Genomic DNA, 26,487 nt, shown 5'->3' with positions numbered 1-26,487 from the left:
ACCGTGGCCGTCCCCAAGCGCAAGATGTCGCGCAGCAACACCCGCGCCCGCCGGGCGAACTGGAAGGCCTCGGTGGTGGCGACCGTGGCCTGCCCGCAGTGCAAGTCGCCGAAGCTGCCGCACGCCGCCTGCTCCGTCTGCGGCACGTACAACGGCCGCCAGGTTCTCGAGGTCTGACCTGGACGCCGAGTGACGCCCCCGACCACTTCTCGGGTGGCGCGCGCACCACGGCCGAAGCCCGGTGCCCCGGCTCCCTCCGCCACCGGCCGTTCCCCGGCCGGCCGGCCGTCGGAGCCGGGCACCGCGCGGATCGCCGTCGACCTCCTCGGCGGGGACGATGCTCCCGCCGTCGTGGTTGACGGCGCTCTGCGGGCGGTGCGCACCGACCCTGACCTGCACCTGCTGCTCGTCGGTCCGACCGAGGTCACCGACGGGCTCATCGGTGCGCTCGACCCGCCCCAGCGTGCCCGGGTCACGGTCCGCCCGGTGCGGACCGTCGTCGGCATGGCCGACCACCCGACCGCCGGCCGCGGCGCCAGCACCGTCCGCACGGCCGTGCAGGCCGTCCACGACGGCCTCGCCGACGCCGTGGTCTCCGCCGGCTCGACCGGCGCCACCGTCACCGCCGCCGCGCTCGGCCTCGGCCGCTGGCCGGGGGTACGCCGACCCGCGCTGGTCGCCACGCTGCCCGCGGTCGACGGGCCGGTGGTGCTGCTGGACGTCGGCGGCTCACTGGAACCCGGCCCGGCCACGCTGGCCCGGCACGCCGTCCTCGGCGCCGCCTACGCGGCCGTCGCCCACGCGGTCGCCGCGCCCCGGGTGGGGCTGCTCTCCGTCGGCCACGAGGCGGGCAAGGGCGACCGCCTGCGCCGGTCCGCCGACCCGGTCCTGGCCGCCGTGCCGTTGCCCGGCGGCGCCCGCTACGTCGGCCTGGTCGAGGGGTACGACATCTCCCTCGGCACCCGCGCCGACGTGGTGGTGACCGACGGATTCACCGGCAACGTCCTGCTCAAGGCGATCGAGGGCGCGTACGCCATGGCCGGTGGGCCGACGGCGAACGGCGCCGCGCCACGGGCGGCGGCCCTGCTCGGGGTGGCCGGCACCGTGGTGGTGTGCCACGGCGCCGCCGGTCCGGACGACCTCGCCTCGGGCATCGCCCTGGCCGCCCACCTGTGGCGTCGCGACGCCGCCGGCACGGTCCGCGCCCTGCTCGCCGAGATCCCGCACGAACCCGCACCCGACCGCGACGACACCGAGGTAGCACCATGACCAACGAGAAGCGGCGGCGTGCCCCCGTCAGCCACCTGGAGGCGGCCTTCGGCGTGTCGCTCGACCCGGAGCTGCTGGAGCGCGCGCTGACCCACCGTTCCTTCGCGTACGAGAACGGCGGCCTGCCCACCAACGAGCGGCTGGAGTTCCTGGGCGACTCGGTGCTCGGCGTCGTGATCACCACCGCGCTCTTCCACAACCATCCGGACCTGCCCGAGGGGCAGCTCGCGAAGCTGCGGGCCAGCGTGGTCAACATGCGCGCGCTGGCCGACGTGGCGCGCGGTCTCGGCCCGGACGGGCTCGGCGCCTACCTGTTGCTGGGCAAGGGCGAGGAGGCCACCGGCGGGCGGGACAAGGCGAGCATCCTCGCCGACACGCTGGAGGCGCTGCTCGGCGCCATCTACCTGCAATACGGCCTGGACACCGCGGCCATCGTGATCCACCGACTCTTCGACCCGCTGATGGCGGAGTCGGCCGGCCGGGGCGCGGCGCTGGACTGGAAGACCAGCCTCCAGGAGCTGACCGCGGCGCTGGGGCTGGGCGTGCCGGAATACCGGATCGAGGGCACCGGCCCGGACCACCTGAAGACGTTCACCGCCTGGGTGGTGGTGGCCGGCAACCGGTACGGCGGCGCGGAGGGGCGCAGCAAGAAGGAGGCCGAGCAGCGGGCCGCCGAGTCGGCCTGGCGGATGCTGACCGAGCAGGCGGAGGCGACCGCGCGGGCGGAGGCGACCGCGCGGGCGGAGGCCGAGGCGCGGGCCGCGGCCGAGGCGGCGGACCCGCAGGACGCCGAGGCGGGCGCCGGCCGTGCCTGAGCTGCCCGAGGTGGAGACCGTCCGGCAGGGCCTGGCGCAGTGGGTCGTCGGCCGGCGGATCACCACGGTCGAGGTGCGTCACCCCCGGGCGGTACGCCGGCACGCGCCGGGCGGGGCGCACTTCGCCGACGTGCTGGCCGGCCGGACGATCACCGGCGTACGCCGCCGGGGCAAGTACCTGTGGCTGCCGCTGGACAGCGGGGACGCGGTGATCGGGCACCTCGGCATGTCCGGCCAGTTGTTGCTGCAGCCGGCCGAGGCGGCCGACGAGCTGCACCTGCGGGTCCGGTTCCGGTTCGCCGACGACGGGCCGGAGCTGCGTTTCGTCGACCAGCGCACGTTCGGCGGGCTGTCGGTGTCCGAGGGCGGGGCGGAGTTGCCGGCCGAGATCGCGCACATCGCCCGGGACCCGATGGACCCGGAGTTCTCCGACGACGTGTTCGTGGCGGCGTTGCGCCGCCGGCGTACGGAGGTCAAGCGGGCGTTGCTCGACCAGACGCTGATCTCCGGGGTGGGCAACATCTATGCCGACGAGGCGCTGTGGCGGGCGCGGCTGCACGGCGCCCGGTCGACCGACGCGCTGACCCGCCCGGCGGCGCTGCGCCTGCTCGGCCACGTGCGCGACGTGCTCGGTGAGGCGATCAAGCAGGGCGGCACCAGCTTCGACGAGCTGTACGTCAACGTCAACGGCGAGAGCGGCTACTTCGACCGGTCGCTCAACGCGTACGGCCGGGAGGGGGAGCCCTGCCCGCGCTGCGGCGCGCCGATCCGGCGGGAGGCGTTCATGAACCGGTCCTCCTACAGTTGCCCGCGCTGCCAGCCGCGACCCCGGGGCGCCCTTCGGGGATGACCCGGAGCCGGTTCGGGGTTGCGCCGGTGTGCTGCGCCGGCCGCTCTCCGGCGGCGCACCGCGCCGTACCCTGAATTGCCCTTTTCCGCCCGACCGGCGCGGCCGGTTCCGGCCGCGTGGCGGCCCCGGCCCCATCGGGGAGGAGCCGGGGCCGCTCCCCGATGCCCGATCCGCGCCGGCTGCCTAGCGTCGGCAGACGTCGGCAGGGTGCCGACGTCTGGAGGGAACCCGGATATGGGCAGGCGACCGGTGACCGTGCGGCTGGCGCGGTGGAGTGCGGAGCATCCCTGGCGGGCCATCGCGCTGTGGGTGGTGTTCGTCGCGGTGTGCTTCGTCGGCGGCAACGCCGCCGGGCTGAACGAGGCCACCGACGCGGATCAGGCGATCGGCGAGTTCGGGCGGGCCGAGCTGATCGTCGACGGCGGTGACTTCCACGAACCGGCCACCGAGAACGTGCTGATCACCGCACGGTCGGGCGCGCTGGACCCGGCCGCCGCGACGGCCGTCGCGAAGGACGCGGCGGGCCGGTTGCGCGACGTCGAGGGCGTCGCGTCGGTGGGTACGCCGGTGCCGTCGCGGGACGGGACCGCGCTGCTGCTGCCGATCACCATGGCGGGTGACCCGGCCACCGCGGCGGACCGGGTGCAGCCGCTGCGGGACACCACCGCCAAGGTGCAGCAGGCGCACCCGGACCTGCGGGTGGAGCAGGTCGGCGGCCCGTCGATCGACAGGGCACTCGACGACACGCTCGGCGAGGACTTCAAGCGGGCCGAGCTGCTCAGCCTGCCGGTGACGCTGGCGATCCTGATCATCGCGTTCGGGGCGCTGATCGCGGCCGGTGTGCCGGTGCTGCTCGCGCTCTCCTCGGTGGCCGCCGCGATGGGCCTGTCCACGCTCGCCTCGCACCTGGTGCCCGCGACCGACACCACGGCCAGCGTCATCCTGCTGATCGGCATGGCGGTGGGGGTCGACTACTCGCTGTTCTACGTGCGGCGGGAGCGTGAGGAGCGGGCCAAGGGCCGGTCCGGCCTGGACGCGGTGGAGATCGCGGCGGAGACCTCCGGGCACGCCGTGGTGGTCTCCGGCACCGCCGTGATCATCTCGATGGCCGGCCTGTTGCTCGCCCAGGACGCCATCTTCTCGTCGCTGGCCGTCGGCTCGATCCTGGTGGTCGCGGTGGCGGTGATCGGCTCGCTGACCGTGCTGCCGGCGCTGCTGGCGAAGCTGGGCCGCTGGGTCGACCGGCCCCGGGTGCCGCTGTTGTGGCGGCTCACCGCGGCGCGCGGCGGCCGGCCCGGGCAGCCGGCGCGGCCCCGGTTCTGGCCGGCCGTGCTGCGGCCCGCGCTGCGCGCGCCGACGGCCACGCTGCTGATCTCGGTCGCGCTGCTGCTCGCCCTGGCCGCGCCCGCGCTCGGCATGAAGCTCAAGTTCCCCGGCGCCGAGGACGTGCCGCGCAGCACGCCGGCCATGCAGGCGTACGACCGGCTCACCGCGGCGTTCCCGAGCAGCGGCACCAGCCACACGGTGGCGGTGCGGGCGCCCGCGGACCAGGCCGACCGGGTGCGGGCGGCGCTCACCGGCCTGGCCGGCCGGACCGCCACCGACCCGCTCTTCGCGCCCACCGAGGGGGACGGCCCGGAGATCAAGGTGTCGGCGGACCGGCGGGTGTCGGTGCTGAACGTGGCGACGCCGTACGCCAGCCGCTCCGACGAGGCATCCCGGTCGCTGCACGAGTTGCGCCGGGACCTGGTGCCGGCCGCGTTGGACGGCATCCCCGGCGTGGAGTACGCGGTCGGCGGCGGGGTGGCCGCCAGCGAGGACTACGCCGACCACATCTGGGCGAAGCTGCCGGTGGTCGCCGCGTTCGTGCTGGCGTTGACGTTCCTGGTGATGGCCTGGACGTTCCGGTCGGTGGTGGTGGCGCTCACCTCCATCCTGCTCAACCTGCTCTCGGTCGGCGCCGCGTACGGACTGCTGGTGCTGGTCTTCCAGAGCGACTGGGCGGCCGGGCTGCTCGGCTTCACCTCGATGGACGCCATCGTCACCTGGCTGCCGCTGTTCCTGTTCGTGGTGCTGTTCGGCCTCTCCATGGACTACCACGTCTTCGTGGTCAGCCGGATCCGTGAGGCGGTCGACCGGGGGATGCCCAACCGGGAGGCGGTGGCGTACGGGATCACGTCCTCGGCCGGCGTGGTCACCAGCGCGGCGATCGTGATGGTCGGGGTCTTCTCGATCTTCGCCACGCTCAGCATGATCGACTTCAAGCAGCTCGGCATCGGGCTGGCCGCGGCGATCCTGCTGGACGCCACGATCATCCGGGCGGTGGTGCTGCCGTCGGTGATGACCCTGCTGGGCGACGCGAACTGGTGGGCGCCACGGTTCCTGCGTCGCCGCCCGGCGACCCCGCCGGAGCCGCCGGCCGCGCCCGCGCCGGAGTTGGTCGGCGCCCGCTGACCCCCCGCCGACGCCGCCCCCGCCGGGGAACGGGCGGGGGCGGCGTCGGTCACGGCAGCGGGCACGGCTGCCGCCAGGCGTCCAGCATCCGGTCCTTGCGGATCGAGGCGAAGCCGTAGTCGGTGGCGGTGACGCAGGACGCGGCCGAGTCGCCGGTGTACTCGACGTGGAAGACCGGCTTGTCGGCGTCGGCGAACGGCAGCAGCTTCGCGCACTCGCGCCGGCGTACGCACTCCTGGTTCACCGCGAAGTCGAAGTCGGGGGCCAGCGCGGCCACCTGCGCCACGTCGTCCACCAGGCCGGGGGAGAGGTCGAGCCGTCGGGCCAGCCCCGCCGCCCGGCGGTTGAACAACAACTGCTCGTCGAAACCGAGCGGAAAGCCGGAGCGGCGCCGGTAGCCGTCCGCGTCGTCCAGCGCCACCGCGCCGAAGCCCTTGCCCCGGCAGAGCCGGAACCGGTCGGCCAGCACCGGCGCCAGCACGTCCCAACGCCGGACGTCCAGGAACCGACTGTCCGGCCGGCCCGGCACCGGCGCACCGCGCACCGCGGCGGGGAAACGGGCGGCATCCGGGTCACCGGCCGCGTACGTGCCCACCCGGACCTGGCAGACCAGCCGGCGGTTGCGGGCGCGCAGGGCGGCGGTCTCGGCGGAGGTGGTGCGGACCGGGTCGAGGAGGAAGACGTCCGCGTCCACCGAGACGTCCACCGGGCCGGCGAGCTGCCACTGCCACGTCCAGCGGCGGGCCAGCGCGGCCGGCCACGAGGTCGGCGCGGTGAGCTGCTCTCGGCAGGCCGGGACCGGCGCGAGCAGCAGCGCGGTCAACGCCAGCGCCACGCCCCGGCGCGGCCCTCGTCGGCGGACGCGGGCCGGCCGGGAGCGCGACGCGGCGTACGCCGGCCGGATCCGCATCGACAGCTCCCCGGACGCGGGCGGTCCGACACCGCCCCCGCCCGGTCAACGAGCGCCGGCCCGGTCACGACGCGCCGTTCAGCGCGGCGTGCCGAAGTCCTGCGTCCAGTACGGCCCGTTGCTGCGCGCCACACCCACCCCGATCTGGGTGAACGAGCAGTTCAGGATGTTCGCCCGGTGCCCCTCGGAGTGCATCCAGGCGTCCATCACCGCGGCCGGGCTCTGCTGGTTCCAGGCGACGTTCTCGCCGTACGCCCGCCAGGCGTAACCGGCGCGGTCGAGCCGCTGGCCCACGTTGCTGCCGTCGCTGCCGTCGTGCGACATCTTCTTGTGGTCGGCCTGGTCCTGGCTGTGCCGCTGGGCGGCGAGCGTCAGCTTGGAACTGACGGCCAGCGCCCTGCAGCCGGCCTTGGCCCGTTCCTGGTTGACCAGGTCGACGACCTGCTGGAGTTCGGCGCTGAGCCTGCCGGCGGAGGTGGTCCGGGCGCCGGTGCCGCTCGGCGCGCTGCTGCGTTCGAGCTGCCGCGACGGGGCCTCGGTCCGGCTGGGCCGGGGCGCGACCTTCTTCGTCGGGCTGGGTTTGGCGGTGGTCGGCGCGGCCGACGGGCTGACCGACGCCGGCACGAGCGCGTCGACCGGCGGCTCGCTCCCGGTCGGTGCCGGCCCGTCCGGGGCGACGACCACCGGCGCGTCGGCGGCGGTCCGCTCGGGCGTGCCGTCGCCACCGGGCAGCAGCAGGGCACCGACTCCCAGGCTCACCACGAGCGTCGCCGCGGCGGCGGTGCCGCCGATCACCAGCGGGCGGGAGAACCGCCTCCGCCGGCCGTGCCGGCGGTCCTCCGGCGGGGTGTCGGTCACCGGCTGCCAGGCCGCCGTGGGCTGGGCCCAGGCGCCGGCCGGCTGCTCGTCGCCGTTCCAGCGGTCCCGGTCCGCCGGGTAGGCGCCGACCTCGTGACCGTGCTGTCCGGCCAGGTGCCGACCCGGCCCGCCGGCCGGCTCGAACGGCGCCCGGTGGTCGTAGCCGAGCCCGTGGTCCGGCCCGGCCGCAACGGGTCCGGGCGCGGGGTGTCCCGGCCCCCAGGCGGCGGGGCCGTAGCCGGGCTGCGCGACGGGGCCGTGGCCGGGCTGCGCGGCCCGGTCCCCGAAGAAGTACGACGACCGCGGCTCGGGCCCGTCGACGAGCCACGCCGGACCCTGGTCGGTCGGCGGCTCCGGGCGCCGGGAGGCGTCATCCGGGTCGATCGGATCGGTCCAGCGGTACACGCCTGCCCCCTCCACGGGTCGGTTTGCGGGCCGGGGTGACGCTACGGGCGCGGCCGAGCTGCGGCAACGCGGCTAAGAAAGAGTTAAGGCGAAGCCGACGGGAAGGGTGAGGCGTTCACACATTCCCGGCGTACAGTAAAGGCGTCCGGACAGAGCGTGTCCGCGCCTTGTGGCAGCCCCCGGCGAGTGGCCCGGCCGACGTGGAGATGATCTACGGCCTGCGTCAACTTGACGAAGGAGGGGGGTTCGGCTCAATATGTAGGTGTCGCCAGTCGCGCCCAGCCGTGCCCCGATACGCCGGGGTAATGGTAGCCGCGAACATTGTGGGCGCGCGTTGGCCGGCCTTTCCGGCAGCGCATATCGAGGAGTTCAGCATGGCGAAGGCCCTCTACGGCCACGTAGGTGCAGCGTCCGACCGACGGCTGCTCGACGAGGTCACCCGACTGCGTGCCAGGGTTCAGGCACTGGAGTTCGAGATCACGCGTCTGCGTGCCGAGAACGATCGGCTCGCGGCGGCAGCGGCGGAGGCCGACGACCTCCTCCGTCTTGCCGAGCCCGCGCTGACCTGAGTTCCAGTTGTCGGAAAACTGAATCGCACCACACCGAAAAGCGCGCCGACACACTTCAGTGCCGGCGCGCGGCCATGTGCGTACCCTTTTTGCCGTTGCTCCCAATTTTCGATCTTGCGAACGGTGCCGGAATTGCGTCCGGTAATTGTGATCTTGCAGTTTTCGTCCGGCGGTGACGGCGGGCGTGGGAAGCGAACCGTGCGCGCGCCGGGTGGGTCGCGTGCCGGAGCGGTCCCCGGTGCGGGTTAGTCTGCGGGTTCACCAGGTCCGCGCAGCCGGCGACGGTACGGCGACCACCGGACGAGGATCGAGAAGGTGCATCTCAAGAGCCTGACGGTGAAGGGTTTCAAGTCCTTCGCCTCCGCCACGACGCTGAAGCTGGAGCCCGGGATCACCTGCGTGGTGGGCCCGAACGGCTCCGGCAAGTCCAACGTCGTCGACGCCATCGCCTGGGTGCTCGGTGAGCAGGGCGCGAAGGCGCTGCGTGGCGGCAAGATGGAGGACGTCATCTTCGCCGGCACCGCCGGACGGGCGCCGCTGGGCCGGGCCGAGGTCACCCTCACCATCGACAACACCGACGGCGCGCTGCCGATCGAGTACACCGAGGTCTCCATCACCCGCCGGATGTTCCGCTCCGGCGAGAGCGAGTACGAGATCAACGGCGACTCCTGCCGCCTGCTCGACATCCAGGAGCTGCTCTCCGACTCCGGCATCGGCCGCGAGATGCACATCATCGTCGGGCAGGGCCGGCTCGACGGCATGCTGCACGCCAAGCCGGAGGACCGGCGGTCGTTCATCGAGGAGGCGGCCGGCGTCCTGAAGCACCGCAAGCGCAAGGAGAAGGCGCTGCGGAAGCTCGACGCGATGCAGGTGAACCTCAACCGTCTGACCGACCTCACCGCGGAACTGCGCCGCCAGCTCAAGCCGCTGGGCCGGCAGGCCGAGGTGGCCCGCCGCGCCGCCGCCATCCAGGCCAACCTGCGCGACGCCCGGCTCCGGCTGCTCGCCGACGACCTGCACACGCTGCGCACCACGCTGGACCGGGAGATCGCCGACGAGACCGCGCTGCGCGAGCGGCGCGAGCAGATCGAGGGCGAGCACGGCGAGGTGCAGGGCCGCCTCGGCGAGCTGGAAGCGGCCCTGGCCGAGGACGCCCCGCTGCTCGCGGCGGCGCAGGACACCTGGTACCGCCTCTCCGCGCTCCAGGAACGGTTCCGTTCCATCGAGCAGCTCGCCCGGGAGCGGCTGCGCCACCTCAGCGCCACCGGCGACGAGGAGCGCCCCGGCCGCGACCCCGAGCAACTGGAGGCGGAGTCGCGACGGGTCCGCGAGCAGGAGGAGGAACTGCGCGCCGCGCTCACCGAAGACCAGATCCGGCTCGCCGAGGCGGTCGAACACCGGCAGGAGCTGGAACGCCAGCTCGCCGCCGCGGAACGGGAGCTGGTGACCGCCGCCAAGGCCATCGCCGACCGGCGCGAGGGGCTGGCCCGGCTGACCGGCCAGGTCAACTCCGCCCGGGCGCGCACCACGAGCGCGGGTGAGGAGATCGAACGGCTCGCCGCTGCGCACACCGACGCGCTGGGCCGCGCCGAGAAGGCGCAGGCCGACCTGGACGCCGTCGCGGAGCAGTCCACCGAGGCCGACCGGGACAACGCCGACCTGGACGCCCGGCACGCCGAGGCGGTGGCGGCGCACGAGCGGGCCCAGGCGGCGGTGCGGAGCCTCGTCGACGGCGAGCGGGCCGCCGAGAAGGACGCCGCCACCTGGTCCGCCCGCGAGGAGGCGCTCGCGTTGAGCCTGCGCCGCAAGGACGGCGCCGGTGCGCTGCTGGCCCGCGCCGACGAGGTGCCCGGCCTGCTCGGCAGCCTCGCCGGGCTGCTCACCGTCGCCCCCGGCGACGAGGCGGCGCTCGCCGCCGCGCTCGGCGGGCTGGCCGACGCGGTGGCGGTCAGCGGCGTGGACGAGGCGGTCGAGGCGATGCGGCTGCTCAAGATCTCCGACGCCGGCCGGGCCGGCCTGCTGGTCGGCGGCCCCGCCGGTCCCGGCATGGACGGCCCCGTCGACGCGCTGCGCCCGAAGCTGCCCGAGGGCGCCCGCTGGGCGCCCGACCTGGTGGAGTGCGCCGCCGCCATCCGCCCGGCCGTGCACCGGGCGCTGCGGGACGTGGCGCTTGTCGACGACCTGGCCGCCGCGTCCGCGCTCGTCGCCGCGAACCCGGAGCTGCGGGCGGTCACCGGAGACGGCGACGTGATCGGGGCCTACGCGGCGGCCGGCGGGTCGGCCAAGGCGCCCAGCTTCATCGAGGTGCAGGCCGCCGTCGAGGAGGCCCGGGCCAACCGGGCCACCGCCGAGCACGCCACCGCCGAGCTGCGCGAACAACTGGCCGAGGCGCGCGCCGAGGTGACCGCCGCCAAGGAGGCGGTGCAGCACGCCGGCGCCGCCAAGCGGGAGGCGGAGAGCCACCGCAACGCCGCCGCCCGCCGGCTCGCCGAGCTGGGCGCGGCGGCCCGCTCCGCAAAGGCCGAGACCGACCGGCTCGGCGAGTCCCGGGCCCGCGCCGAGGCGGCCCGGGAACGCGACCTGACGACGCTCGCCGAGCTGGCGGAGCGGCTGCGGCTGGCCGAGACGACTCCGCTCGACGCCGAACCGTCCACCGAGGAACGCGACCAGCTCGCCGCGATGGTGCCGCAGGCCCGGCAGAACGAGATGGAGGTCCGGCTCGCGGTGCGTACCGCCGAGGAGCGGGTCGCGTCGATCGCCGGCCGGGCCGACTCGCTGGCCCGGCAGGCCACCGCCGAGCGGGCGGCGCGGGAGCGCGCCGCCGCCCGCCGCGCGGCCCGCACCCGGGGCGCGGAGATCGCCCGCGCCGTGGTCGGCGGCGCCCGCGAGGCGCTCACCCGGCTCACCGTCTCCATCGCCCGGGCCGAGGAACACCGCGACGCCGTCGCCCGCGAGCGCGCCGCCCGCGAGGCCGAGCTGTCCGAGGTGCGCGGCGCGGCCAAGCGGCTCGCCGCCGAACTGGAGCGGCTCACCAGCCAGGTGCACCGGGACGAGGTGGCCCGTGCCGAGCAGCGGCTGCGCATCGAGCAGTTGGAGGCCAAGGCCGCCGAGGACTTCGGGTTGGACGTGCCCACCCTGGTCGCCGAGTACGGCCCGGAACAGCCCGTCCCGCCGACCGACGCGGACGTCGCGCTCGCCGAGTCCGACGGCCGGCCGGTGCCCGAACCGGTCCGCTACGAGCGGCCGGTGCAGGAGAAGCGGGCCGCCAAGGCGGAGCGGGAGCTGGCCCTGCTCGGCAAGGTGAACCCGCTCGCGCTGGAGGAGTTCGCGGCGCTGGAGGAACGCTTCAAGTTCCTCTCCGAGCAGTTGGAAGACCTGAAGGCCACCCGCCGGGATTTGCTCACCGTGGTCAAGGACGTGGACGAGCGGATCCTGGAGGTCTTCGCCAGCGCCTTCGAGGACACGGCGCGGGAGTTCGAGCAGGTCTTCACCGTGCTCTTCCCCGGCGGCGAGGGCCGGCTCGTGCTCACCGACCCGGAGGACCTGCTCACCACCGGCGTCGAGGTGGAGGCCCGGCCGCCGGGCAAGAAGATCAAGCGGCTCTCGCTGCTCTCCGGCGGCGAGCGGTCGTTGACCGCGGTGGCGATGCTGGTGGCGATCTTCCGGGCCCGGCCCAGCCCGTTCTACATCATGGACGAGGTGGAGGCGGCGCTCGACGACGTGAACCTGGGCCGGCTGATCACGTTGCTGGCACAGTTGCGCCAGAAGAGCCAGCTCATTGTGATCACCCACCAGAAGCGGACCATGGAGATCGCCGACGCGCTCTACGGCGTGACCATGCGCAGCGGCGTGACCCAGGTGATCAGCCAGCGGCTCAACCGGGCCGAGGACGACGGGCAGGAGACGAACGAGTGAGTCGGGAACGCGCCACGGCGCTCCTGGTGGACTTCGACGGCGTGCTGCGCCGCTGGGACCCGGCGGTGGCCGCCGGCGTCGAGCGGGAGTACGGGCTCACCGAGGGCGTCCTCGGTGAGATCGCGATGTCCTGGGGGTTGCTCCAGCCGGTGCTCACCGGCCGGGTCAGCCACGCCGAATGGATGTCCAGCGTGGCCGAGGCGTTGACGCCGACGGTCGGCGACCCGGTCCGGGCCCGCGCCGCGGTCGACGAGTGGCAGCGCTACCGCGGCGAGGTCGACCCGGACGTGCTGGCCTTCGTCCGCGAGGCGCGGGCGGCCGGCATCCGGGTCGGGCTGGGCACCAACGCCACCGACCTGCTCGACGCCGACCTGGCCGCGCTGGGCCTGACCGGCGAGCTGGACGTGGTGGTCAACTCCTCGGTCGTCGGAGTGCACAAGCCGGCGAAGGAATACTTCCAGGCCGCCTGCGCGGCGCTGGACACCCCGCCGGGCCGGGTGCTCTTCGTCGACGACCAGGACCGGGCGGTGGCCGGCGCCCGGGTCGCCGGGCTCTCCGCGCACCGTTGGAGCGGGCCGGCCGACCTGCGTTACCTGCGCGCCGCGCTGGCCCGCTGAGCGGGGCCGCCTAGTCCGGGGCGGGTGCGGTCGGGGTGACGCCGCGCAGGGCGTCGGTGAGCCGCGCGTCCAGGTCGGCCGGGGGCGGACGGCCCTCGATCACCTCGCGGACGTAGCCGCGCAGCACCCGGCTGAAGTTGACGTAGTGCGGCGAGACCGGTCGGAGCCGGGCGTGGTCGACCGCGTCGCGCAACAGCGGCAGGTAGGGGTAGTTCTCCCGGATGGCCGTGTCCGCGTAGACGACGGCCCGGGTCGCGGCGAAGCCACCCTTCTCGAAGAGCGTGCGCTGGCTCTCCTCCCCGGTCAGGTATTCGATCAACGCCTGGGCGGCCCGGGGCTGCCTGCTCTGCCGGGCGACCGCCAGGTTCTGCCCGCCCAGCACGCTCGGCCCGGGCAGGGCCGTGACGCCGACCCTGGTCGCCGTCGGCGGCGGCGCGGACGCGTCGCCGCCGGTCAACTTGCGGTACGCGACCGGCCAGTTGCGCATGAACGCGACGTCGCCCGCCGCGAACGCCTCGCGGCTCTGGTCCTCGTTCTGGTTGAGCGCCCCGCCCGACACCACGGACGGCCCGGTCGTCGACGGGGTCAGCGAGCGGAGCGCGGCGGCCAGCCGCTTCGGGTCGATCGAGACGGTGCCCTGCTCGTCGACGCGCAGGTCACCGCCGTGGGCCCAGAGCGCCTCCAGCGCGTTGACGGTCAACCCCTCGTAGTTGTCGAGCTGGCTGGTGAAGCCGGCCTTGAGCCCCGGCGTCGGCGCCTTGAGCAGCCGGGTCGACTCCGTCTCGATCTCGGGCCAGTCGAACGGGGGCTTCAGCCCGAGGTCCTTGCGGTAGTAGAGCAGCCCGGCGTCGGTGTTGAACGGAAGCGCCCACAGCCGGCCCTGGTAGCGGCAGGTGCGCAGCGGCTTCTCCAGGAACGTCTCGTCCGGGCGCTCCGCGAGCCGGGGCTCGTCGATCGGGAGCAGCAGGTTCTTCTCCGCGAACGCCGCCGTCCAGGTGACATCGAGGTTGAACACGTCGATGTCCTCTTCCTTCTGGTGGTCGCCGCGGTTGATCATTTCCGCGTACTGGGCGTCCGCCGCCTCGTTCAGGCTGATCATTCTGGCCTGGTTGTGCGGGTTCGCCGCGTTCCACAGCTTGATGAGCGCCTGCCGCTGCTGGCCCTCGCTGTCGTCGCGGCCGGTGAGGATCACCAGGTCACCCGGTTCCAGGCCCTTCGGCCCGGCGACCCTCCACAGCAGGAGGGAGCCCAGCGTGGCCACCAGCACGCCGCTGAGCAGGCCGAGGCCGAACGCCCGCCACCAGGCCCGCCGACCCTTCCCCGGCGCCGATCCGGCCCGGCCAGTCGGTGGCATCAGTCCGCTCCCTTCCACAGCGCGGTGAACAGCCGGTCCAACGTCGCGTCGAGGCGGTCGGCCCGGGCGTCGTAGCAGTCACCCCCGGTGCGCTGCGCGAGGCGGTCGAGGGGTGAGCCGGCACAGGCGGCGTCACCGACCGCAAGGACGTAGAGGCGTACCCCGGACAGCTCTGCCAGCGTGGGCGGCGGTCGCCCGGTGGTGTCCTGACCGTCGGTGACCACCACGAGCCCGCGCAGCGGGTCGCCGCCGCCGCCCCGTAGCTGCGCCGCGCCCTGCCGGATGGCCTGGTGCAGCGGCGTGTCACCGGCCGGCCGGATCCGCTGGACGGCGGCGCGCAGGCCGCCGGCCGCCGCGCCGGGCGGACCGAGCGGCACTATCGAGCGGGCGTTGGCCGCAACGGTGGAGAACGTGCGCAGGCCGAACTCGTCCCGCCCGCCCACCCGTTGCAGCGACCGACCGACCCCGTCCACCGCCACCTCGAACCGGCTGCGGCGTCGATCCTCACTCGGGTCGCGCATCGAGCCGGACGCGTCCAGCGCGACCAGCACCCGGCCCGGTCGGTGCGCGCGGCGGTAGACCTCGCGCACCCGGTCCTGGTCGGCGGCGGCAAGCTCGTGCAGGGGGCGGACCCGGGCGAACGGCCAGTCGAACAACGCGCCGTTGGCGCGGTCCAGCGGCGCGGTGGCGGTGACGCCCGGCGGTCGCAGCCCGGCGAGGAGCAGCGCCTGCTGGCCCGCCTCCTCGTCGACCAGCCAGCGCACGAAGTTCGCCGCCCCGGCCCGTACGGCGGGGGACTGCACCGCCTCCGGCCAGTGGAGCCGGGCGACGGTGAGGAAGAGCAACGGCGAGTCGGACGGGTAGAACGCCTGCAACCGCTCGGCCGCCGGTGGCGCCTGCCGGGCCGGACAGCCGGCGCCGAGCGGCCGGCCCTGGTTGTAGCGCACCAACGCCTGCTCGGTGAGCACCACGGCGGGGGTGCCGACCCCGGCGGTGGCGGCGGGGGCCGCGGTGGCGCGCGTCCGCTGCCGGCAGAGCAGGGCGAGGTCGTCGCCGATCGGGTAGGAACCGCCGTCCAGCGCCTGCTCCACCCACCGCTCGACGTCCTGCCGGGCGGTCGACGCGGGCAGCGGGCCCCGCTCGCCGCCGTAGAGCGCGTAGGTGCCCAGGCGGGCCGGCGCCGACACGGCGGGATCGGCCCGCACCACGCCGTTGCCGCCGGCGATCGCCGGTCCGGCGGTCGCGCCGACGGCGACGCCGAACAGCTCCCGCCACGTGCGGCCCATCCGGCGCGCCGCGTCGACGGCGCCGCCGGCCGGAACCTGGGCCTGCGGCACACCGAGCACCACCGGCGACGCGGCGATCTCGTCGACCCGGCCGAGCACGCCCGCGCCGGACCCGCCCAGCCGCGCCACGTCGCCCGCCGACTCCGGCAGCCACAGGTCCGGGTGCGGCCCGACGTCCCGCAGGTAGCGGTGACCCGGCTCGCCGGACGAGTCCCAGCGCGCGCCGATGCCGGCCCGGACGTCGTCCGCGGCGGCGGGATAGAGGTAGATCCGGGCCAGCGGGCAGCCCCGGTGCTGACGTGCGGACCACCGTTCGAACGCGTCGGCCACCTCGCGGTAGGGCTGCAGCCCGGCGGCCGACGTGGCCACCCGCACCTCGGGAGGCTGGAAGCAGCCGGCGTCGGCGGCACCGACCGGGCCGGCGTGTCCGGCGACGGCGCACAGGAGCGCCCACACCGCGAGGACCGGCGCGATCAGCCGCCGCGGCAACGCGCCGCGGCGGCTGATCGGCGCGGCGAACCGGCGCCGCAACCGGTCGAGCGAGCCGTCGCCCGGAGGTGGCGGGGGCGGCACGCGGCCCGCCCAGGCCACCCGGATCACGCCCTCCTTGCGGTGGACCGAGAGGGTCGGACGCTGCCGGCTGTTCACCTCGCGCACCCGGTCGGCGACGTGGTGGTACAGCTCGTCGGTGTCGATGACCCCGTCGCCGTTGCGGTCGGCCCGCCCGGTGCGCAGCCCGTCGACCACGGCACGGGTGAAGACGCCCTGACCGTCGCGCTCGAAGCTGAGCTCGGTGCCGGCGCAGGAGGTGATCACGACGTGCCCGCGGCTGCGGAACGGGCCGGTCAGGTCGGCGTCGTGCACGCCCCGGGCGCGCTCGTCGCGGGCGAAGGCGCCGCTGTAGCAGCAGTCGAGCAGCACCACGATCTGCTTCGCCGCGCTGTCGGCCATCTCGTGCCGGATGTCGGCGGCGGAGAGCGCTGTCGCCCGGATCAGGTGACTGTCGTGCTCGGAGTCGGCGGCGGCGAAGAACAGATCCCCCGCCGCGTCCTTCAGCCCGTGTGCCGAGATGTGCAGGAGCAGCAGGTCGTCGGGTTTGGCGTGGTGGAAGAAGGTGGCGACCGCGCGGCCGACGTGGTGGACGGTGTGGTTGCGCAGCACGCGCACGTCGTCGAAGGCGCCGATGCCCGGGTGCCGCAGCACCTCGCGGAGGGAGTCGGCGTCCGCCACGGCGCCGGGGAGGGAGGCGAACTGAGGATCCGCGTAGGCCTCGTTCGCGATGATCAGCGCGCGTCTCATCGTTCCGGCGGGAACACCCGGTCGAGGAACGCCTCGACCAGCCGGCGCTGTTCGTCGGCGGTGGCGTTGTCGAGGACCAGCTCGTGCTCGCCGAGGCGCACCTCGACCCGACCGCGACCGCGCCGCCGCTGCCAGTCGCCGACGGCGCGGAGCACCCCGGCGACGAGGCCCGCCTGGGCGGCCAGGGTGGCGAGCAGCGTGCCCAGTTCGGCGAGTTCACCGGCCCGGGCGCCGTCCGGCGCGGGCGTGGCCGACGTCGCCGCCCGGACCGAGCGGACGCCGTCGAGCTGGTGCAACTCCCGGCGCAGGCGGTGGGTGGCGGCCTCGGTCGCGTCGTCGTCGTCATCGAAGGCGATGAACCGAACCACCGTGGTTTCCATTGATCGAACGGTATCAGCTCTCCGCCAACCGGCCGGTAACATTCCGTACACAGTGGTGGGTCAGGAGCCGGTCACACCGTCGAGGCGCTCGCGGATCAGGTCCGCGTGGCCGTTGTGCCGGGCGTACTCCTCGATCATGTGCACGTACACCCAGCGGAGGCTGATCTCGCGGGTCTCGCCGTCGCGCCGGCGCATGGTGAACGTGTGCTCCAGCGGCAGGTCGGCCACCGCCCGGTCGGCCGCCTCGATCTCGGCGGCCAGGGTGGCGAAGGCCTCGGCCGGGTCGGCGTCGGCGACGTCGTTCAGGTCGGCGTCCGGGTCGACGCGGTAGTCGTAGAGGTCGGGCAGGTCCAGGCCGGCCACGTGGTGGCGGAACCACCAGCGCTCCACGTCGGCCATGTGCCGCACCAGGCCGAGCAGGGTCAGCCCGGAGGGCTCGACGCTGCGGGTACGCAGTTGTTCGGCGGTCAGCCCGGCGCACTTGTGGCGCAGGGTGTCGCGGTGGGTGTTCAGCCAGCCGTGGAGCATGGCGCGCTCCTCGGCGACGAACGGCTCGTGGCGGCGGTCGACGTCGGGTGCTCTCCAGGTCGTCATCCCGGCGATGTTAAGAGGGGGCCCCGCCACCACGCGAGGCGTTAAAAGGGGGCCCCTCCTTGCGGTCAGAACGTCTCGTTGAACCGGTGCATCAGCCGGGCGAAGTCCGCCACGTCCTCTTTCGGCCAATCCTCCAGCGAACGTCGGATCTGCCCGAGCCGGGCCGCCCGGGCCGCGTCGAACCGCCGGGTGCCCTCCTCGGTGAGGCTGAGCTGGGCGGCCCGTCGGTCGGTCGGATCCGGGTCGCGGCGCACCAGCCCCAACGACTCCAGGCCGCCGATCTGCCGGCTCAGCGTGCCCTTGCCGATGCCCAGCTTGACCGCCAGGTCGGTGAGCCTGATCCGACCCGAGCGGCGCAGCCAGAGCAGCAGGCCGTACGCGTTCGGCTCCAGGTTCGGGTGGACCTCGCGGGCGATCTCCCAGGACAGCGCCCGGCCGCGACGCAACAGCGCGGTCAACTCGTGCTCCACGGCGCGCAGCGTCTCGTCCACGCTCAGAGGATAGTCACTGCTCGTCGCTGAGTCGCTGGCGCGCCACCGGCCGCAGTTCGCCGTCGCTGGTGGTGCCCTCGATCACCACGGCGGCCGACCGGCCCCGGTGGGTGAGCGTGGCCACCGCGTTGCCGAAGTAGGGCCCGGCCAGCTTCCGCCACCGCACCAGCGGCCGGCGCACCCCGGCCGAACGGGCCAGCGCCCGGGCCGCCCCGGACGGCCCCGGGTTCCAGCCGAGCGTCATCAGCGGGCGCATCACGGCCGGCACCTGGTTGTGGATCGGCGAGCAGGTGAGCTGGTGCACCGGTGTCCGCACCGACCGGTCGGCGAACCGGGCCCGGGCCACGTACGAGTGGTGCACGTCGCCGGAGAGCACACTGATCGAGGCCGGACGCGGGTATGCCGGGCCGGCGCCCACCCGCGCGCCGGTGTGCGCCGCCGCGCCGCTGCCCAACCGGGCGAACAGCTCGCCGAGCGCCTCGAACGAGCGCCGGAACGCCGCCCAGTGCTCCAGGTCCCAGGCCCGGCGCATCTGCTCGGACAGCCGGGCCACCCAGCGCCGGTCGGAGTCGGCCAGCCGCTCGTTCCACGACTCCACGTGGTGGATGCCCGGCGGCAGCAGCCAGGGCAGCGAGGTGCCCACCACCAGGTGGTCGTACGCGCCGTGTGCCTGGTCGAGGAACCACGACCACTCGCCCGGTGGCAGCATCGCCCGTTGGCTCGGCAGCAGCACCCGGCTGGAGCGGTTGTCCAGCATGACCAGGCGGGTGCGCCCCAGGTCCAGCGCGTAGCTCCACTGGTATTGCACGGCCCGCCAGCGCTCGGTGTCGTGCGCCAGGTCGGCCTCGGTGTCCACCCGCTCGCCGAACTCGTGCAGCACGCCGGTGGCGTCCTCGGCGGCCATCACCTTCGCGTACACCGGGTCGGCGGCGATCTCGTCCGGGCCCAGGTTGCCCAGGTGCTGGTAGACCCAGTAGGAGGCGAGGCCGCTGCGGATCCGCTCGGCCCACCACGGCTGCTCGCGCATGTCCGCCCGCCAGGACGCCGAGGTGTTCCAGTCGTCGATGACCTCGTGGTCGTCGAAGATCATCACGCTCGGCACGGTGGAGAGCAGCCAGCGGATCTCCGGGTCACGCCACGACTCCAGGTAGAGCTTCGTGTATTCGTCGAAGCTGACCACCTGGGTCGCCGGGGCGTCCTTCGGCCGCCGGCGACGCCGCTTGAGCAGCTTGCGCACGGTCGGCGAGGTCACGTCGGCGTAGACCTGGTCGCCGAGCAGCACCACCAGGTCGGGCAGCGTGGCCTGGTCGGGCGCGGCCAGCACCCGCCGGGCGTACGCGTCGAGCGCGTCCGGCGGCAGCTTGCGCGCGGTGGAGTGCTGGGTGGTCTCCCGGCAGGAGCCGAAGAGCAGGCGCACCGCTTGGTCGCCGTCGTCGAGCGCGCGGGTGCGGATCACGCTGGGCGGGAACGCGCCGTCCGGCAGCGGCCAGGCCACCTCGTCGTCGATCAGCACCTGGTAGGGGGTGCTGCGGTCCGGGGTGAGCCCGCTCACCACCACGATCGCGTAATGGTGGTCGTACGCGGAGAAGGTGGGCGAGCTGCCGGTGGCGCCGTCGTCGGTGCGGACGGTGACCACGGCTGGCGCGCTGGTCTCCACCCAGATCGTCGCCCGCGTGCCGACGACCCGGCGCAGCAAGGGGCCGATGAGCAGGCGGGAACCGGGCACGACGCTTACCTCCGACAAGATCGATTCGGTTTTCCCTACCCGGCCGGCGGTTGCGGTACGCCTTCCAGCAGCGAGCGTACCCGCAGGTTGTTCGCGTGCCGAGGCGGTGAGTGGGACGCCGTCGCCGGCATCTGACAGGATTTCGGGCATGAAGGAATACCTCCTCGTCGCTCTCGCCCTGCTCGGCGTGCTCATCATCGGCGGCCTGAGCCTCGTGGTGCCCCGGCTGCGCCGGCGCCCCGAGCCGCCGCTGCCGCGCACGGAGGTCGACACCCGCACCGAGGAGGACCTCGCCGGCCCGCCGGTGGAGGCCCCGGAGGCGGACCTGAGCACCGGCGTGGTGGTCGAGGCGCCGCCGGTCGAGGCGCCCCCGATCGAGGTGCCCGAGCCCACCGCCGGCCGGCTGGTGCGGCTGCGCTCCCGACTCTCCCGCTCCCAGAACGCCTTCGGCAAGGGCCTGCTCGGCCTGCTCAGCCGGGACCGCCTCGACGAGGACACCTGGGAGGAGATCGAGGACAGCCTGATCACCGCCGACGTCGGCATCGACGCCACCCGGGAGATCGTCGACCGGCTGCGGGAGCGGACCCGGGTGCTCGGCACCCGCACCGGCGACGAGCTGCGCGCGCTGCTCGCCGCCGAGCTGGTCAACGCGCTCGACCCGAGCCTGGACCGGGCGCTGCGGACCGCGCCGAAGGACGGCGTCCCGGCGGTGGTGCTGGTGGTCGGCGTCAACGGCGCCGGCAAGACCACCACCTGCGGCAAGATCGCCCGGGTGCTGGTGGCGGACGGCCGCACCGTGCTGCTCGGCGCGGCCGACACGTTCCGGGCCGCCGCCGCCGACCAGTTGGAGACCTGGGGCGGCCGGGTGGGCGCGGAGACGGTCCGCGGGCCGGAGGCCGCCGACCCGGCCAGCGTCGCGTTCGACGCCGTCCGGCGCGGCATCGACGTCGGCGTCGACACCGTGCTCATCGACACCGCCGGCCGGCTGCAGAACAAGGTCGGCCTGATGGACGAGCTGGGCAAGGTCAAGCGGGTGGTGGAGAAGCACGGCCCGATCGACGAGACGCTGCTGATCCTCGACGCGACCACCGGCCAGAACGGGCTGGAGCAGGCGCGGGTCTTCACCGAGGCGGTGAATGTCACCGGCGTGGTGCTGACCAAGCTCGACGGGACGGCCAAGGGCGGCATCGTGATCGCCGTGCAGCGCAAGCTCGGCATCCCGGTCAAGCTGGTCGGCCTCGGCGAGGGCAAGGACGACCTGGCCCCGTTCGACCCGGCGCAGTTCGTCGACGCGCTGCTCGGCACCGAGCCGCTCGGCCGGGACGCGTAGCCTCTCCCGTGACGACTGACGATCGCGCCTACCCGGGGTGGCGCGACCCCAGCCACCCGTCGCCACGCCTCGGGAGACCGTACGTGACTTCGCAGGAGATCCCGCTGCACGGCGGGAACGTGAGCACCGTGGTCCGCGTGGGCGACACGGTGCGGCGCAACGCCGGCCCGTGGACCCCCTCGGTGCACGCGCTGCTGCGCCACCTGGAATACGTCGGCTTCACCGGCGCGCCCCGCGCGCTCGGCATGGACGAGCGCAACCGGGAGGTGTTGTCATACCTGGAGGGGGAGTGCGGCGAATATCCGCTGGCCCCGCACTGGGTCACCGACGAGGCCCTGGTCACCGTGGCCACCATGCTGCGGATGTTCCACGACGCCCAGTACGGCTTCACCCCGCCGCCGGGGGCGGTCTGGCGCTCGTTCGGGCCGCCCCCGCCGGACACCGAGGTCATCTGTCACCACGACGCGGCGCCGCACAACGTGATCTGGCGCCCCGACGGCACGCTCGGGCTGATCGACTTCGACCTCGCCTCGCCCGGCGCCCGGATCTACGACGTGGCGTACGCGGCGTGGACCTGGGTGCCGATCTTCTCCGACCGGGACTCGGTCACGCTCGGCTGGAAGCACCCCGACCGGCCGCGCCGGCTGCGGCTCTTCGCCGACGCGTACGGGCTGATCCCGCGCGACCGGCACCGGCTCATCCGCACCATCCGCAAGCGCATCGTCGACCACGTCGAGGGCATCCGGCGGATGGCCGCCGCCGGCGAGCCGGCGTTCGTCCGGATCGTGCACAAGGGCCACCTCCGCCGGCCGATGCGTGACCTGCGCCTGCTCGACTACGAGCGGCACCACCTGGAGTACGCGCTGCGCTGAGCAAGATCGGCGTTCTTCACACGCCGGAAACAACCCGTCACGTGTCGGAAATCGAGCGGTGTCGGTGCAGGAAACAGCGGCCGACAAAGCTTCCGCGCAACCGGCTGACGGGCGATGCTGCCAGGAATCAGTCGGAGGGAGGAATTCGACACCGAGAGGAGGCAGCGTGGAGATCGATACCGGGAACACTGCCTGGCTGCTTGTTTCTACTGCGCTCGTGCTGCTCATGACGCCCGGTCTGGCCCTGTTCTACGGTGGGCTGAACCGTTCCAAGGGCATGCTGAACATGATGATGATGAGCTTCTCGTCCATCGGGCTCATCAGCATCCTGTGGTTGTTCTACGGCTTCACCGTCGCCTTCGGCGAGGGCGGCAAGTTCTGGGGTGACCTGGGCCAGTACCTGGGCACCAAGACGTTCGTCGGCGAGAGCGACCTCTGGGGCGAGACCGGTATCCCGCTCTACGTCTTCATCACCTTCCAGATGATGTTCGCCGTCATCACCGTGGCCCTGATCAGCGGGGCGCTGTCCGACCGGACGAAGTTCGCCGGCTGGCTGCTGTTCGCCTTCGGCTGGGCCACCCTGGTCTACTTCCCGGTCGCCCACATGGTCTGGGGCGGCGGCCTGATCGGCGGCGACATCGGCGCGCTGGACTTCGCCGGCGGGACCGCGGTGCACATCAACGCCGGTGCGGCCGCGCTGGCGCTGGTGTTGGTGCTCGGCCGGCGGGTCGGCTGGCCACGGGAGAGCATGAAGCCGCACAACGTCCCGCTGGTCGCCCTCGGCGCCGGCCTGCTCTGGTTCGGCTGGTTCGGCTTCAACGCCGGCTCGGAGCTGACCGCCGACGGGGTCACCGCGCTGGCCTTCGTCAACACCCAGGTCGCCACCGCCGGCGCGCTCCTCGGCTGGATCGTGGTGGAGTGGATGCGAGACGGCAAGCCGACGCTCGTGGGCGCCTCGTCCGGCGCCGTCGCCGGTCTGGTGGCGATCACGCCGGCGTGCGCGTTCATCACCCCCGCCGCCTCGGTGCTGCTGGGTCTGGTGGCCGGCGCGGTCTGCGCCGTCGCGGTGGGCCTGAAGTACCGGCTCGGCTACGACGACTCGCTCGACGTGGTCGGCGTGCACTTCGTCGGCGGCTGGATCGGCTGTCTCTGGATCGGTCTGTTCGGCACCGCCTCGGTGAGCGAGCTGGTGACCACCGACGGCCTGTTGGTCGGCGGCGATGCCACGCTGCTCGGCAAGCAGGCGTTGGGGGCGTTGATCGTGACGGTCTACTCCTTCGTGATCGCCTACGCCCTCGGGTTCGTGATCGACAAGACGATCGGCTTCCGGGTCTCGGCCGAGGCCGAGGTCGACGGCATCGACGTCGCCGAGCACGCGGAGAGCGCCTACGACCTGTCGCCCACCACGGGCAGCGGCGGCGGCGCGTTCGCCATGGCCGGGATCGGCGGCGGCAAGCCGAGCCCGGAGTCCGCCGACGGCGCGGACGAGTCCGCGCCGGTCAGCGAGAAGGTCGCCGGTTAACGTTCCTGGGATGGAGGGGTTGGACATGAAGCTGGTGACCGCGGTCATCAAGCCGTACCAGCTGGACGCGGTGAAGGAGGCCCTGCACGCGCTCGGCGTGGCCGGGCTGACCGTCAGCGAGGTCCAGGGGTACGGGCGGCAGAAGGGGCACACCGAGGTCTACCGGGGTGCCGAGTACACGGTGGAGTTCCTGCCCAAGATCCGGGTCGAGGTGCTCACCGACGAGATCGACGTCGACAAGATCGTGGACGCGGTCGTCGGCGCCGCCCGGACCGGCAAGATCGGCGACGGCAAGGTCTGGGTGACCGGCGTCGAGGAGGTCGTCCGGGTCCGCACCGGCGAGCGCGGGCTCGACGCCCTCTGACGACGGAAGCCGCCGACGTGACCTCGTTGACCACGGCCACCGGCCCCACCGGGTCCGGCGTGCCCGTGGTCAACGAGGTCGTCGGCGTACCCGCGGGCATCGGCGCGGCGGCCCGGTCCGCCCGCGCCGACGCGCTCGACGCCTGGCTGCGCCGGCTCCTCCCGGCGCGGCCCGGGGTCGCGCTGGTCGCCGTGGGCGGGCTGGGCCGCCGCCAGTGCGCCCCCTACGGCGACCTCGACCTGGTGCTGCTGCACGCCGGCGTGACCGGCGTCGACGAGCTGGCCGCCTCGCTCTGGTATCCGATCTGGGACGCCGGGCTGCGGCTGGACCACTCGGTGCGCACCGTCGCCGAGGCGCTGTCGGTGGCCCAGGACGACGTCAAGGTCGCCCTCGGCCTGCTCGACGCGCGGCACGTGGCCGGCGACCCGGCCCTGACCGAGCAGCTCGCCCGCACCGCCACCGACCACTGGCGGCGCACCGCGATCCGCCAGCTCCCCGGCCTGCGCGAGATCACCACGGCCCGCTGGGAGGCCCACGGCGAGCTGGCCTTCCTGCTGGAGGGCGACCTCAAGGAGGCCGCCGGCGGCCTGCGCGACGTCGGCATCCTGCGCGCCATCGCCACCGCGGGCGTCACCGACGCGCTCCGCCCGGCCGTGCACGCCGCGCACCGACGCCTGCTGGACACCCGCGACGCCCTGCACCAGCAGGTCGGCCGCCGGGTCGACCGCCTGCTCGCCCAGGAGCGCGACGGCGTGGCCGCCCTGCTCGGGCTGCGACAGCCCCAGCTCGCCGGGCCCGACGCCGCCACGACCGACGGCGGTGCGGTCTCCGCCGACGCGGCCGTCCGGGGCGACGCCGCCCCGCCGCCCGTGCCGGCGACCGAGGGGGACGCGCTGCTGCGGCTGGTGGCCGGCGACGCGCGGACCGTCAGCCACGCCCTCGACGACGCCTGGCGGGCCGCCGACCGGCTCCGCTCCGGCCGGCACCGCGCCGCGCCCGGCCGGCCGCTGCGCCGCCCGGTCGCCCGCGACGTCGTCGAGCAGGACGGCGAGCTGGTGCTCGCCCGCACCGCGATCGGGGCCCGCCCCGACCCGAGCCTGTCATTGCGCATCGCGGCGGCGGCGGCCACCACCCGGCTGCCCATCGCCCGAGCCACCTGCGAGTGGCTGGCCGCCTACTGCCCACCGCTGCCCGCACCCTGGCCGCCGGCCGCCCGCGCCGCGCTGACCACCCTGCTCGGCGCCGGCCCCGGCCTGGTGCCGGCCTGGGAGACCTGCGACCGGTACGGGCTGATCGACCGCTGGCTGCCCGAGTGGACCCGGCTGCGCAGCCTGCCCCAGCACAACCCGGTGCACCGGTTCACCCTCGACCGGCACCTGGTGCAGACCGCGTACGAGGCCAGCCGGCACACCCGCGAGGTGGACCGACCGGACCTGCTGCTGCTCGGCGCGTTCCTGCACGACATCGGCAAGGGCTTGCCCGGGGACCACTCCACGGTGGGCGCGCCGCTGGCCGAGGCGGTCGCCACCCGGATCGGGCTGCCCCCGGCCGAGGTGGCGCTGATCGGCACGCTGGTCCGGCTGCACCTGCTGCTGCCCGACGTGGCCACCCGGCGGGACCTGTCCGACCCGAAGACCATCGCCGGTGTCGCCGAGCGGGTCGGCGACACCGGCACCCTGGAGCTGCTGCACGGCCTCGTGCGGGCCGACGCCGCCGCGACCGGACCGGCCGCCTGGTCCGGCTGGAAGGGCCGGCTGATCGCCGAACTGGTCGCCCGGGTGCGCACCACGCTGGACACCGGCGTGGTGCCCGCCCCGCCGGCCCCCGACCCGGCGCTGGTCGCCGGGCCGCTCCCGGTCGTACACCTGGGGGAGGACCGGGTGGCGGTGGCCGCCGCCGACCGGCGGGGGCTGCTCGCCACGGTGGCCGGTTGCCTGGCCCTGCACCGGCTGGAGGTGATCTCCGCGGACGCCGCCACGGTCGACGGCCGGGCTCTGGTCGAGTGCCGGGTGCAGCCGCGCTACGGGCTCGCCCCGGACCCGATCGCGCTGAGCGCGGACCTGCGCCGCGCGGTCGCCGGTGACGTCTCGGTCATCCAGCGCCTGCGCGGCCGGGCCCTCGCCGCCCGGAGCCGGGGCGCCGCACCGCGCGTCGTCTGGCACCGGGAGGCGGCCACCGACGCGGTGCTGCTGGAGCTGCGGGCCGCCGACGCGGCCGGGCTGCTCTACCGGGTCACGTGCGCGCTCGACGAGGCCGGCGCCCAGGTGCGCGCCGCCCGGATCTCCACCCTCGGCGGCGACGTGGTCGACGCGTTCTACCTGACCGGCGGCTGGCCCTCCGACGAGCAACGCGCCCGCGTCGAGGCCGCCCTCCTCGCCGCGGTGTAAGGAGGGGCCCCTTGTTAACGCCTCCGGTAGAGGAACGGGCCCCGCTTGACATTCACCCGCGGCTACGTCCGCCGACGTAGCCGGGGAACCGCCGCCGGGACGACGCGGCGGGCGGCCGGCGGCGGGATGCTCGGGTAGACGAACCTGCCGGTGCGGGCCGCAGGGGGACATCGGCTGAGCCGGGACGGGGGCGGACGTGGATCGCGGGCGCCGCCTACCC

The 26,487-nt window shown here is 74.4% G+C and carries 21 protein-coding genes; 13 read left to right on the top strand and 8 right to left on the bottom strand.

Annotated features, from left to right (window positions below):
• Nucleotides 1-3 precede the first annotated feature (3 nt).
• The 5 genes from rpmF (at nucleotide 4) to AB0H28_RS06960 (ending at nucleotide 5,388) form a co-directional block, all read left to right on the top strand.
• Nucleotides 4-177, top strand: coding sequence for a 50S ribosomal protein L32 (gene rpmF / locus AB0H28_RS06980; RefSeq protein ID WP_089156974.1), 174 nt, complete (start codon nucleotides 4-6; stop codon nucleotides 175-177).
• Between the two features lie 132 nt (nucleotides 178-309).
• The gene (locus AB0H28_RS06975; protein WP_358035938.1) at nucleotides 310-1,269 is read left to right on the top strand and encodes a phosphate acyltransferase PlsX; all 960 of its coding nucleotides are present in this window, start codon (nucleotides 310-312) and stop codon (nucleotides 1,267-1,269) included.
• Complete coding sequence (gene rnc / locus AB0H28_RS06970) at nucleotides 1,266-2,084, top strand: ribonuclease III (RefSeq protein WP_358035415.1); 819 nt, start codon at nucleotides 1,266-1,268, stop codon at nucleotides 2,082-2,084. Before AB0H28_RS06975 ends, rnc begins: the two co-directional genes overlap by 4 nt.
• Nucleotides 2,077-2,934: a bifunctional DNA-formamidopyrimidine glycosylase/DNA-(apurinic or apyrimidinic site) lyase gene (gene mutM, locus AB0H28_RS06965; protein ID WP_358035412.1), complete on the top strand. Its 858-nt coding sequence runs from the start codon at nucleotides 2,077-2,079 to the stop codon at nucleotides 2,932-2,934. Before rnc ends, mutM begins: the two co-directional genes overlap by 8 nt.
• 234 nt (nucleotides 2,935-3,168) lie before the next feature.
• Nucleotides 3,169-5,388: an MMPL family transporter gene (locus tag AB0H28_RS06960; RefSeq protein WP_358035409.1), complete on the top strand. Its 2,220-nt coding sequence runs from the start codon at nucleotides 3,169-3,171 to the stop codon at nucleotides 5,386-5,388.
• 49 nt (nucleotides 5,389-5,437) lie between these two features.
• Here AB0H28_RS06960 and AB0H28_RS06955 read toward each other — a convergent pair whose 3' ends face one another.
• Together AB0H28_RS06955 and AB0H28_RS06950 are read right to left on the bottom strand one after the other, a co-directional pair.
• Complete coding sequence (locus AB0H28_RS06955) at nucleotides 5,438-6,298, bottom strand: endo alpha-1,4 polygalactosaminidase (RefSeq protein ID WP_358035407.1); 861 nt, start codon at nucleotides 6,296-6,298, stop codon at nucleotides 5,438-5,440.
• A 78-nt stretch (nucleotides 6,299-6,376) separates the two neighbouring features.
• Nucleotides 6,377-7,561 (bottom strand): CAP domain-containing protein, encoded by a 1,185-nt coding sequence (locus tag AB0H28_RS06950; RefSeq protein WP_358035405.1) that lies wholly within the window; start codon nucleotides 7,559-7,561, stop codon nucleotides 6,377-6,379.
• Nucleotides 7,562-7,935: 374 nt separating this feature from the next.
• Here AB0H28_RS06950 and AB0H28_RS06945 point away from each other — a divergent pair, with 374 nt between their 5' ends.
• From AB0H28_RS06945 to AB0H28_RS06935, 3 genes are all read left to right on the top strand, one after another.
• Entirely contained in the window at nucleotides 7,936-8,130 is a 195-nt protein-coding gene (locus AB0H28_RS06945) for a hypothetical protein (RefSeq protein ID WP_107156252.1), read from the top strand.
• Nucleotides 8,131-8,445: 315 nt separating this feature from the next.
• The gene (smc, locus tag AB0H28_RS06940) at nucleotides 8,446-12,045 is read left to right on the top strand and encodes a chromosome segregation protein SMC (protein ID WP_358035402.1); all 3,600 of its coding nucleotides are present in this window, start codon (nucleotides 8,446-8,448) and stop codon (nucleotides 12,043-12,045) included.
• The gene (locus tag AB0H28_RS06935; RefSeq protein WP_358035400.1) at nucleotides 12,042-12,662 is read left to right on the top strand and encodes an HAD-IA family hydrolase; all 621 of its coding nucleotides are present in this window, start codon (nucleotides 12,042-12,044) and stop codon (nucleotides 12,660-12,662) included. Before smc ends, AB0H28_RS06935 begins: the two co-directional genes overlap by 4 nt.
• Nucleotides 12,663-12,672: 10 nt before the next feature.
• On the opposite strand, the gene AB0H28_RS06930 is transcribed toward AB0H28_RS06935, so the two are convergent.
• The 6 genes from AB0H28_RS06930 to AB0H28_RS06905 all read right to left on the bottom strand — a co-directional run bounded on the left by AB0H28_RS06930 (nucleotide 12,673) and on the right by AB0H28_RS06905 (nucleotide 19,792).
• On the bottom strand, nucleotides 12,673-14,016 hold the full coding sequence (locus AB0H28_RS06930; protein ID WP_358035397.1) for an extracellular solute-binding protein: 1,344 nt from the start codon (nucleotides 14,014-14,016) through the stop codon (nucleotides 12,673-12,675).
• On the bottom strand, nucleotides 14,016-16,601 hold the full coding sequence (locus AB0H28_RS06925; RefSeq protein ID WP_358035394.1) for a caspase family protein: 2,586 nt from the start codon (nucleotides 16,599-16,601) through the stop codon (nucleotides 14,016-14,018). The genes AB0H28_RS06930 and AB0H28_RS06925 overlap by 1 nt, the downstream gene beginning before the upstream one ends.
• Nucleotides 16,598-16,981, bottom strand: coding sequence for a hypothetical protein (locus tag AB0H28_RS06920; RefSeq protein ID WP_358035392.1), 384 nt, complete (start codon nucleotides 16,979-16,981; stop codon nucleotides 16,598-16,600). The genes AB0H28_RS06925 and AB0H28_RS06920 overlap by 4 nt, the downstream gene beginning before the upstream one ends.
• 60 nt (nucleotides 16,982-17,041) lie before the next feature.
• Nucleotides 17,042-17,575, bottom strand: a complete 534-nt coding sequence (locus AB0H28_RS06915; protein ID WP_358035388.1) for a DinB family protein — start codon at nucleotides 17,573-17,575, stop codon at nucleotides 17,042-17,044.
• Between the two features lie 65 nt (nucleotides 17,576-17,640).
• Nucleotides 17,641-18,066, bottom strand: coding sequence for a MarR family transcriptional regulator (locus AB0H28_RS06910; protein WP_358035385.1), 426 nt, complete (start codon nucleotides 18,064-18,066; stop codon nucleotides 17,641-17,643).
• Nucleotides 18,067-18,079: 13 nt separating this feature from the next.
• Complete coding sequence (locus tag AB0H28_RS06905) at nucleotides 18,080-19,792, bottom strand: alkaline phosphatase D family protein (protein ID WP_358035382.1); 1,713 nt, start codon at nucleotides 19,790-19,792, stop codon at nucleotides 18,080-18,082.
• 148 nt (nucleotides 19,793-19,940) lie between these two features.
• On the opposite strand from AB0H28_RS06905, the gene ftsY reads away from it, so the two are divergent.
• From ftsY to AB0H28_RS06880, 5 genes are all read left to right on the top strand, one after another.
• Complete coding sequence (ftsY, locus tag AB0H28_RS06900; protein WP_358035379.1) at nucleotides 19,941-21,122, top strand: signal recognition particle-docking protein FtsY; 1,182 nt, start codon at nucleotides 19,941-19,943, stop codon at nucleotides 21,120-21,122.
• Nucleotides 21,123-21,130: 8 nt separating this feature from the next.
• Nucleotides 21,131-21,994 (top strand): aminoglycoside phosphotransferase family protein, encoded by an 864-nt coding sequence (locus tag AB0H28_RS06895; RefSeq protein WP_358035376.1) that lies wholly within the window; start codon nucleotides 21,131-21,133, stop codon nucleotides 21,992-21,994.
• 166 nt (nucleotides 21,995-22,160) lie between these two features.
• Nucleotides 22,161-23,516, top strand: a complete 1,356-nt coding sequence (locus AB0H28_RS06890; RefSeq protein WP_358035373.1) for an ammonium transporter — start codon at nucleotides 22,161-22,163, stop codon at nucleotides 23,514-23,516.
• 25 nt (nucleotides 23,517-23,541) lie between these two features.
• Nucleotides 23,542-23,880: a P-II family nitrogen regulator gene (locus AB0H28_RS06885; RefSeq protein ID WP_358035936.1), complete on the top strand. Its 339-nt coding sequence runs from the start codon at nucleotides 23,542-23,544 to the stop codon at nucleotides 23,878-23,880.
• 17 nt (nucleotides 23,881-23,897) lie between these two features.
• A complete protein-coding gene (locus AB0H28_RS06880; protein ID WP_358035370.1) occupies nucleotides 23,898-26,267 on the top strand; it encodes a [protein-PII] uridylyltransferase in 2,370 nt (789 codons plus the stop codon).
• Nucleotides 26,268-26,487 lie beyond the last annotated feature (220 nt).

This window comes from Micromonospora sp. NPDC050980 (assembly GCF_040653835.1).
Lineage (GTDB): Bacteria > Actinomycetota > Actinomycetes > Mycobacteriales > Micromonosporaceae > Micromonospora.
The sequence above is the reverse complement of the archived record's forward strand: the minus strand, read 5'-3'. Positions and strand labels throughout refer to the sequence as shown.

Excerpts from the sequence above, each read along its gene's own strand:
- rnc (WP_358035415.1), top strand. The coding sequence starts at position 1,266 with ATGACCAACGAGAAGCGGCGGCGTGCCCCCGTCAGCCACCTGGAGGCG.
- AB0H28_RS06960 (WP_358035409.1), top strand. The coding sequence starts at position 3,169 with ATGGGCAGGCGACCGGTGACCGTGCGGCTGGCGCGGTGGAGTGCGGAG.
- AB0H28_RS06955 (WP_358035407.1), bottom strand. The coding sequence starts at position 6,298 with ATGCGGATCCGGCCGGCGTACGCCGCGTCGCGCTCCCGGCCGGCCCGC.
- AB0H28_RS06945 (WP_107156252.1), top strand. The coding sequence starts at position 7,936 with ATGGCGAAGGCCCTCTACGGCCACGTAGGTGCAGCGTCCGACCGACGG.
- AB0H28_RS06930 (WP_358035397.1), bottom strand. The coding sequence starts at position 14,016 with ATGCCACCGACTGGCCGGGCCGGATCGGCGCCGGGGAAGGGTCGGCGG.
- AB0H28_RS06925 (WP_358035394.1), bottom strand. The coding sequence starts at position 16,601 with ATGAGACGCGCGCTGATCATCGCGAACGAGGCCTACGCGGATCCTCAG.
- AB0H28_RS06920 (WP_358035392.1), bottom strand. The coding sequence starts at position 16,981 with ATGGAAACCACGGTGGTTCGGTTCATCGCCTTCGATGACGACGACGAC.
- AB0H28_RS06915 (WP_358035388.1), bottom strand. The coding sequence starts at position 17,575 with ATGACGACCTGGAGAGCACCCGACGTCGACCGCCGCCACGAGCCGTTC.
- ftsY (WP_358035379.1), top strand. The coding sequence starts at position 19,941 with ATGAAGGAATACCTCCTCGTCGCTCTCGCCCTGCTCGGCGTGCTCATC.
- AB0H28_RS06885 (WP_358035936.1), top strand. The coding sequence starts at position 23,542 with ATGAAGCTGGTGACCGCGGTCATCAAGCCGTACCAGCTGGACGCGGTG.